Annotated in this window: 6 protein-coding genes and 1 pseudogene; 6 read left to right on the top strand and 1 reads right to left on the bottom strand. The window is 37.8% G+C overall.

Features of this window, described 5'->3' with window-relative positions:
* The 5 genes and pseudogenes from N3D17_07430 to N3D17_07410 all read left to right on the top strand — a co-directional run.
* A partial coding sequence (locus N3D17_07430) for a hypothetical protein (GenBank protein MCX8083198.1) occupies positions 1 to 654 on the top strand: 654 nt, incomplete at its 5' end.
* A 28-nt stretch (positions 655 to 682) separates the two neighbouring features.
* Positions 683 to 787: pseudogene (locus N3D17_07425) on the top strand (prepilin-type N-terminal cleavage/methylation domain-containing protein).
* A gap of 186 nt (positions 788 to 973) precedes the next feature.
* Positions 974 to 1,402: a hypothetical protein gene (locus tag N3D17_07420; GenBank protein ID MCX8083197.1), complete on the top strand. Its 429-nt coding sequence runs from the start codon at positions 974 to 976 to the stop codon at positions 1,400 to 1,402.
* A 22-nt stretch (positions 1,403 to 1,424) separates the two neighbouring features.
* On the top strand, positions 1,425 to 4,598 hold the full coding sequence (locus N3D17_07415; GenBank protein MCX8083196.1) for a hypothetical protein: 3,174 nt from the start codon (positions 1,425 to 1,427) through the stop codon (positions 4,596 to 4,598).
* Between the two features lie 38 nt (positions 4,599 to 4,636).
* Positions 4,637 to 5,620, top strand: a complete 984-nt coding sequence (locus tag N3D17_07410; protein MCX8083195.1) for a hypothetical protein — start codon at positions 4,637 to 4,639, stop codon at positions 5,618 to 5,620.
* Positions 5,621 to 5,652: 32 nt separating this feature from the next.
* On the opposite strand, the gene smpB is transcribed toward N3D17_07410, so the two are convergent.
* Positions 5,653 to 6,090 carry an SsrA-binding protein SmpB gene (gene smpB, locus N3D17_07405; GenBank protein MCX8083194.1) on the bottom strand — a complete coding sequence of 146 codons (438 nt, stop codon included), beginning with the start codon at positions 6,088 to 6,090 and terminating at the stop codon, positions 5,653 to 5,655.
* Positions 6,091 to 6,164: 74 nt separating this feature from the next.
* On the opposite strand from smpB, the gene N3D17_07400 reads away from it, so the two are divergent.
* A partial coding sequence (locus N3D17_07400) for an MBL fold metallo-hydrolase (protein ID MCX8083193.1) occupies positions 6,165 to 7,207 on the top strand: 1,043 nt, incomplete at its 3' end.

Raw genomic sequence — 7,207 nt, 5'->3', positions numbered from 1 at the left:
ATTCTTTCTCCACTTCCATCTTCAGATATAAGATTTTTTATTGAAGAGAGGATACCAGTTGTTTCTGTATATAATGTCTACCCAGAGGCAGAGGTTTCTTCTGTTACTTTCAATTTTAAAGACACGATAAAAAGTTTGTGTGAGAGATTATGGGAGGAAGGGAAAAAGAAGATAGCGGTTGTGGTAGGAGCAAAAGGGGGAGAAACGACAAAGAGAAGCAGGGAATATGTAATAGAGGGTTATGAAGAATTTTTTGTAAGAAAAAGAATCTCTTCTAAAGAATGGTTAATAAAAGATGATGTTATTACTCAGGCAGATGGTTATAAAGCAGTGAAAGAATATTGTTCACTTCCAGAATATAAAAGGCCAGATGCGCTGATATTTGTTTCTGTGATGGCAGGGGAAGGGGCAATGAGGTTTATGAAAGAGACAAAGACAGATGGGTGGAAACCTACAGTTATTCCGTGTGTTGACAGGCATATTTCATATCCTTTTTATATTTATCTACCTTATGAAAAGTTAGGGAGTGTTGCTTTTGAATTGTTGAAGAAGCAGATATTTGAAAAAAAGACAGAGAAGATATTTTTACCTGTGGAAGTGGTGTACAAGAGAGAGAATATCCCTGTGTTATCAGAGCCAGGTGGCTCTGTTTAGAATAGATAACAGAAAATGGAGGTGTAAGATGAAAAGATGGAAAGATGCAGTAAGGGTGAAAGGGTTCACCCTGATAGAGTTGCTGGTAGTTGTGGCAATAATTGCAATCCTCGCAGCAATTTTGCTACCTGCACTTTCACAGGCAAGGGCGAGAGCAAGGCAAGCGGTCTGCGTGAGTAATCTTAAACAGATAGGAACACTATTTGCTATGTATATGCAGGATAATGAAGAATATATGCCACCTACATATGTGAAGTTTGCATCAAATCCAAACGGAAGTATTACTACTGAGGCAAGATGGGACAACCTTCTTTATATTATGTATCTCTGGCCAGAAGGTAAAGGACAACTACCCCCACCAGCACCAACGCGCCATGTCTCAGTCCGCAAAACACCCTTCTGGTGTCCAGAGGCACGGAATGTTACCTTCAATATTACGACTGTCTTAGGACTACGGGCTTATGGGGTTAATCAAATTACTCTCTATCAAAATGTACATAGGGCAAAAAAGTATACTATAATTAAAAAGCCCAGTCAGTGTCTTTTAGTCCTTGACAGTGATAGAGATGTAGATGCGGGTGGGAATAACTGGTTGGTTTCACTTATAGGTAACGGATGGTGTGGGGCACCTGGTAAACTCCACAATGGCGGCGCAAACTGTCTATTTGCTGATTTCCATGTTTCCTGGCATAAACAGGCAGAAATAAATAATAGTTATCCTGCCTGGTGGACTCCCACAGGTCAGTAAGAATTTTTGAAAGGAGGTTAGGATGAGATGGAGAAAGATAATATGGGTAGTGTGTCTGTTGTGTACAGGATATCTTTTTGGAAATGAACAGATATCATTAGAACCTTCCTTTTATGCCTCTTTTGAAGATTCTGTCAGTCCTGTAATAGCAAAGGGAAGTAAAGACATACCCAAAAAGTTTATATGGCAGTTTACAGAAGGGAAGAAAGGTAAAGGGCTTCTTGTGAGGACAGATGGGAGTGCTCCTCCTGTATACTACTGGGCAGAAGCAAATGCAAAACCAGAAAAAGGGACAATATGCTTTTGGTTTAAGCCCGATTGGTCCAATGAAGAAGATACAGGAGAAGAATACAGACAGTTTCTAACTATAGGCACTGATGGAGGAACGACTTTTTTGTTTTACTGGCAGAGACAATACCGGGCTATATACTTCGCTACAGGGGGTGTTGACCCACAGGACAGTCAATGGAAGTGGAACTACTCCCCAGGAGGCGCATCACCATTTCTCAAAAAAGGTGAGTGGATACATATGGCGGTTGTCTGGGATAAGGAAAAGAATTATAAAGCGATATATGTTAATGGACAGTTGCTTGCAGAGGTAAAAGAAGGACTGGGTGTATTACTGGGAAAGGAAGCATTTCATGCTAATTATATAATACTCGGTGGCAGGTCAAATACAGAAAGGATTGCTCCGGGGGTCTATGATGAGTTGGTTATATATCCTGAAGCACTGACAGGGGAAGATATACAGAAAGTTTTCAAAGGTATCCAACAGATTTCAATACAGGAAAAAAAAACAGCACATCTGACACCCCTTCTAATTGAGGTGGGTAAACCCAGCCCTCCAGAGGGAGTGGTGGTACCGGATGAGGTTTTTTCTTGTGAGGTTCCCATAAAAAACCTGTTAGATAGAGAATTTGAAGTAGAAATAAAATATCTCCTTCTGGACTATTACGGAGTTAAAAAAGAAGAAAAAACCCATCATCTTTCTTTGAAAGCAAGAGAATCTTTAAAAGATATTGTGTCATTTTCAGTTAAGGACTTCGGACCTTATAAGATAAGAGCAGAGTATGAAGCAGAGATAGGAGGAGAGAAAAGAAGATTTGGAAAAGATGTGATAACCTTCGGGTGTGTCCCTGAAGACCTTCCTAAGAGAGGACCCAAGCCAGACTCTTTCTTTGGACATCATCCGCATATGTTTGGTTCCACAAGAAACCTAGATACATGCAAGAAAATAGGGGTTAAATGGGTAAGATGTTTGGATATGATACAGTCAACATGGTGGTTATATGTAGAGCCATCAAAGGGAAATTTTGAGTTCAGGTTAGAGAAAGATATTGACCTTGCCGCTGACAGAAACATGAACATACTCGGTGTTTTCATGTGGACACCCAGGTGGGCAGCGAGGGTCCCAGATGACTGGCCTGAAGATAATATCTACTATAGAGCGTATCCACCCAAGGACTGGAATGATTACAGAAATTATGTCCAGAAGACAGTACAGCACTATAAAGATAGAATAAAATACTGGGAGGCATGGAATGAGCCACTACATACCGGATGCTGGAGAGGCACAACAGAGGAATATGTAAAACTTCTTAAAATTACTTATGAAACATGTAAAGAGGTAGACCCTGAATGTAAAGTCTTAGGACTTGGTGGAACATCCTCAACTGCCAGAAAGTGGAATGAAGAAGTTTTATCTTTAGGGGCATTGAAATATATGGACATTTTTGATGTACATCCGATATTTGATTTAGAACTGCGTCCTGAACGGGCACAGGCACAGGTTGAGGAGTTCTATGAGTTAATGGACAAATATGGTGAGCGTAAACCTATATGGTTTACAGAAAGTGGACTTCAAAGCACTACATTTTTCTCTGACCTTGAAATTCCACAACTACCCCCAATAGACCAAAGAACCCCACCGCTTAATTATAGAGAAGCAGCAGAACAACTTGTTAAAATATATTGTTCTTGGATGTCTCGGGGAGTTCAAAAACATTTCTTTTATTATATGAGAGAGATGTCAATAGAACCACACCGAGCATATGTTGATTATGGAATGGCAGAGATAACAGGGGTTCCAAAGCCCATGGGATTTTCTTATGCAGCAATGGCATGGCTTTTGGAGGATATGAAATGGAAGATTGAGTGGCAGAGAACAAATGAAAAATCAATATTTATCCCCTATGACTGGAAGACATCTAAATTAAAAACCACAGGAGTACCAAAAGATTTACTGATGAGGGGACATATATTTGAGGGAAAAGATAAAACAATAGCGGTTATATGGGCAGAACCAAAATGTAAGGTGTTGTTATCTCTACCTTCAAAAATAGAGATAAGGAACCTCTTTGGAAATCCTAAAAGTCCTGTCAAGACAGATAAGAACCGTATTTCTATAGAGATAGGTGAAGAGCCATGTTATTTCATCCTTAAGGAAGATAATTTCAAAGCATTATGTAAAATTTTAGAAGAGGCAGAGATTAAAGTGGTCACTCTTCCTGAATATACTGCAGAAAAAGATGAAACCTTTGAAACACCAGGAACTTCTCATATAGATAACTTTCTTATTTCGCAGGAAGCACTTTACTATCAATGGAAACCATTAGACCTTAAACCATTTGCTAACATGGGCTTTGCTGATGATTCTGCAGGAGATGGAAAAGGTGGTTGGACAGATGAGGGACCTAATAATGACCTAAGAACAATGCCTGTTGGTAAACAGAAGTTTTATGGTGTCCCTTTTGAAATTGTTGACCCAATGAAGAACAACGGGAAGGCAATAATTGTTCTTAAATCCAAAAACTCACCCCTTCTCCCTGATGCTGTTAGAAACATTCCCGTAAATAGTAAAGCAAGGGCAGTATATTTCCTCCATTCTTCTGCATGGACAAGAAATGAGCCGTTTGCCAAGTATGTAGTTAAATATGAAGACGGAACTTATATAGAGATACCTATTATAGGCGGGAAAAATATTGCCGACTGGTGGACAGCGCCTTTAAAAGAAGAAGAATCTAAACCTGTACCTATACGGGTGGAACCAGTTCTTGTTAAAAACCCGTGGAGATATATAAGAGTATTTGAGTGGTTAAACCCGTATCAGGAGAAAGTAATAAAATCCATTGATTTTGTCAGTGAGGAAAAGTTAACTATACCTATATTGATTGGTATTACTGTATATACCCTTTAAAAAATAAAAAAACGCAGTAAAAATATAGAGGAGTTTAGGTGGAACCAAAATGGCATATTGCCTTCTGTAATGTAACAATTACAAAATATACAGGGATGCGTTATGTTGATTATTATGACGCACCTGTAAATATGCTTGAGGCACAGATTAAAGCAGCAGAATATGTTGAGAAAAAATGGGGTGTAGGAAAGTTTATTACTCCTTATATAGATTCTCCTTCATCTCTTATCCCTTCTTTTCTCGGTATGGATGTGTTATATCCTTCAGAGGATGAATTGCCTTATATAGACAGTAAAAATCCGTTATTGAGTAAACTGGATGATATAAAAAAACTTTCAATCCCTGATTATAAAAAAGCAGGACTTATGGCAAAAAGATGGGAGGCATGGCAGTATTATAAGTCATGTGGCTATGAAGTTAGATTCTGGGAGACACAGGGTAGTATTATAACCACTGCCTGCGAAATCAGTGGAAATGCAATTTTTGTGTGGTTGATTGAAGCACCAGAAGAAGCAAAGAGAGTGCTTGATTTTATTGTTGATGTTGATAGACATCTGGTTGAGGTAGACAAAAACCTGTGTGGAGAAAACTTAAACGGAACAACATATGATGATTTTTCCGGTCTTCTTTCGCCGGAAATGTATAAAAAATTTGCAGTCCCATATTATGAAAAACTTTATGATGGTAAAAAAACAAGGTATATGCATAGTGAATTACTTACAGCAGAGCATCTTCGTATAGCAAAAGACATGCTTGATATTACTTCTTTCCACGGAGCAGAGGCAAAAAATCTCACTACTGAAGAGATGTATGAGATTATGGGGCATAACTTCTGGGTACAGGTTACTCCTAAACAGATGAAAGAGTATAATCAATATCAATTAGAAGAACAGATAAAAAAATTTGCAAACTGTGGGGCTGCATATGTACAGATTTATCCTGGGAGAGATACCCCTGATATAAATATGGAAAGAGCAATAGAGATTCTTCAAAAAGAGTGTAAAGGCGGACCTGCAGTTTAGACTATACCAGCAACTATACAAAAATTAGCCTGTCAACCCTGTTTCAACCTTCTTTCAATATCTCTCTGTAGTTCCCTTTCCTTTATCTTTGCCCTCTTATCATAAAGTTTTTTACCTTTTGCCAGTGCTATCTCAACCTTTGCCAGCCCTTTTTTGTTAAAATATACAGCAAGTGGTATAATTGTCAGCCCTTTCTCTTCCAGTTTTCTTGATAGACGTTTTATCTCTCCTTTATTAAGTAAAAGTTTTTTCTTTCTTAAAGGGTCTATCTTTTCAAATGATGCAGGGTATGGTGCTATATAGAAGTTATGGAGATAACATTCTCCATTTTCAATTCTGGCAAAAGTTTCTTTTATACTTCCTTTACCTTCTCTCAATGACTTTACCTCAGGTCCTTTTAATACAAGACCTGCCTCCAATTTTTCAAGTATCTCATAGTTAAAATATGCCTTTCTGTTTTCCAGTCGCATAGTTTTCTCTCTTCTTGTTATCTATCCTTTGATATGTTATAGTTTAACTGTTATATTGTCAATTTAGAGGCAAAATGAAAATCAAATTTTTAGGTGGTGTAAAGAATGTTACGGGCTCTAAATTCCTTCTTGAAATATCGGGTAGAAGGGTTATGGTTGATTGTGGACTCTTTCAGGAAAGGAATATAAAAGATAGAAACTGGATACCCTTCCCTGTGTCACCTTCTTCTATAGATGCAGTTATACTTACCCATGCACATCTTGACCATTGCGGATATTTGCCGAAACTTGTTAAAGATGGCTTTTATGGTCCTGTGTACTGTACAGAACCCACTGCTGAAATTACAAAGATTGCACTACTGGATGCAGGTAAACTTCAGGAAGAAGATGCAGAGAAAAAAAGGAAAAGGCATTCTAAAGAAAGAAAAAAAGCACCTTATCCTGTTGTCCCTCTATATACATATGAAGAAGCAAAAACTGTTTTCCCTTTGTTCAGAACATACCATTATGAACAGGAATTTGAGATTTTCAAAGATGTCTATGTGTCTTTTCATGATGCCGGACATATATTAGGTGCAGCAATGATAAAGGTTGAAGTGAGATTTGATGGTGGAAGAACAAAGAAACTTGTATTTTCAGGAGATATAGGAAGATGGAACAAACCTATACTTAAAGACCCCACAACTTTTGAAGAAGCAGATATTATTTTTATGGAGTCCACTTATGGAGATAGAGACCATACGAGTGAAGAATTGGCAGGAATAGAACTCGCGGAAGTTATAAATACAACAGTAAAAAAGGGTGGTAATATAGTAATCCCTACCTTTGCTATAGAAAGAGCACAAGAGGTTCTTTATTTTTTAAGTAGGTTTCTCAAGGAAGATATTATTCCACATATACTTGTTTTTGTAGATAGTCCAATGGCAATAGATGTTAAAGATGTATTTAATAAATACCCTGAATATCTTGATAAAAAAACACAGTCATTGATAAAAGATGGTTTATCACCTTTTAACTTCCCATTATTAAAATATACACGTACTGTAGATGAGTCAAAGAGTATAAACTATATAACAGGTTCTATAGTTATAATGGCGGGTTCGGGTATGTGTACAGG

The sequence above is a fragment of the bacterium genome (assembly GCA_026414725.1).
Classification (GTDB): Bacteria; Ratteibacteria; UBA8468; order B48-G9; family JAFGKM01; genus JAAYXZ01.
This window is presented reverse-complemented; position numbering and strand designations above follow the sequence as displayed.

Excerpts from the sequence above, each read along its gene's own strand:
- N3D17_07415 (MCX8083196.1), top strand. The coding sequence starts at position 1,425 with ATGAGATGGAGAAAGATAATATGGGTAGTGTGTCTGTTGTGTACAGGA.
- N3D17_07420 (MCX8083197.1), top strand. The coding sequence starts at position 974 with ATGTATCTCTGGCCAGAAGGTAAAGGACAACTACCCCCACCAGCACCA.
- smpB (MCX8083194.1), bottom strand. The coding sequence starts at position 6,090 with ATGCGACTGGAAAACAGAAAGGCATATTTTAACTATGAGATACTTGAA.